The organism is Streptococcus ovuberis, from assembly GCF_012396585.1.
GTDB classification, from domain to species: Bacteria; Bacillota; Bacilli; order Lactobacillales; family Streptococcaceae; genus Streptococcus; species Streptococcus ovuberis.
Map to the genome: position 1 here is coordinate 1 of NZ_JAAXPR010000048.1, position 1,244 is coordinate 1,244.

The 1,244-nt window shown below is 37.1% G+C and carries 1 protein-coding gene; it reads left to right on the plus strand.

Features of this window, described 5'->3' with window-relative positions; translation table 11 throughout:
* Nucleotides 1-1,244, plus strand: a protein-coding gene (locus tag HF992_RS11785; RefSeq protein WP_210729476.1) for an IS3 family transposase whose coding sequence is annotated in 2 segments (ribosomal slippage) — nucleotides 1-424 and nucleotides 424-1,244 — 1,245 coding nt annotated over the 2 segments. Because the reading frame shifts where the segments join, the coding sequence is not laid out codon by codon here. This gene is flagged as partial in the annotation.

A 1,244-nucleotide genomic window follows, 5' to 3' on the forward strand; every position in this document is an offset into this window, starting at 1 on the left:
ATTTATCATTTGAAAAAACAAGGGATGACATGGACAAAGATTGGAAAACTATATGATGTTAATATCTCTAATATAAAATATATGGTTAGACTCATGGATCGATATGGCGTAGAGATTGTTAAGAAAAGTAAAAATAGATACTATTCTCCTGAATTAAAGCAAGAAATTATCGATAAGGTTCTTCTTGAAGGGTATTCTCAATTATCAATTTCTCTCGATTATGGACTCCCTAATCGAGGAATGCTTCCGAACTGGATAGCACAATACAAGAAAAACGGTTATACTATTGTTGAGAAACAACGAGGGAGACCATCAAAAATGGGACGTAAACCGAAAAAGAAACCAGAAGAGATGACAGAATTAGAGCGTCTTCAAAGAGAATTGGACTATCTTAGAGCGGAGAATGCTGTGCTAAAAAAGTTGCGAGAATACCAATTGAAGGACGAAGCAAAGCTCAAAGAGCAACAACAATCGTTCAAGAGTTAATCAACGAGTTCCCTTTAGCGATGTTACTCGAAATCTTAGACTTAAGTCGTTCAACTGACTACTATCAATTAAAACAATTGAATAAAGGGGAGAAGGATAAGGCACTCAAAGCTGAAATCAAGTCCATTTATGACGAACATAACGGGAATTATGGTTATCGTCGTATTCACTTAGAATTACGAAATCGTGGATTTATGATTAACCACAAGAAGGTCCAACGTTTGATGAAAGTGATGGGCTTAGCGGCTCGTATTCGTAGAAAACGTAAATACTCCTCTTACATGGGTGAAGTTGGTAAGAAAGCTGATAACCTGATTCAACGTCAATTTAAGGGCTCTAAACCGTACGAGAAGTGTTATACGGATGTGACGGAATTTACTTTACCGAACGCTGAGGGGAAACTCTATTTGTCACCTGTGCTTGACGGCTACAATAGTGAAATCATTGCCTTTACCTTGTCACGTTCACCGAACTTGAAGCAGGTTCAGACTATGCTTGAAAAAGCATTTCCAGATGAGTCTTATAAAGCCACTATCCTTCACAGTGATCAAGGCTGGCAATATCAACATGATAGTTATCATTGTTTCCTTGATTCTAAGGGAATTCAGCCCTCTATGTCTAGAAAAGGGAATAGCCCAGACAATGGTATGATGGAATCATTTTTTGGCATTCTTAAATCTGAGATGTTCTACGGATTTGAAAGGTTATATCAATCACTAGATGAACTTGAACAAGCTATTACAGATTACATTTTTTAC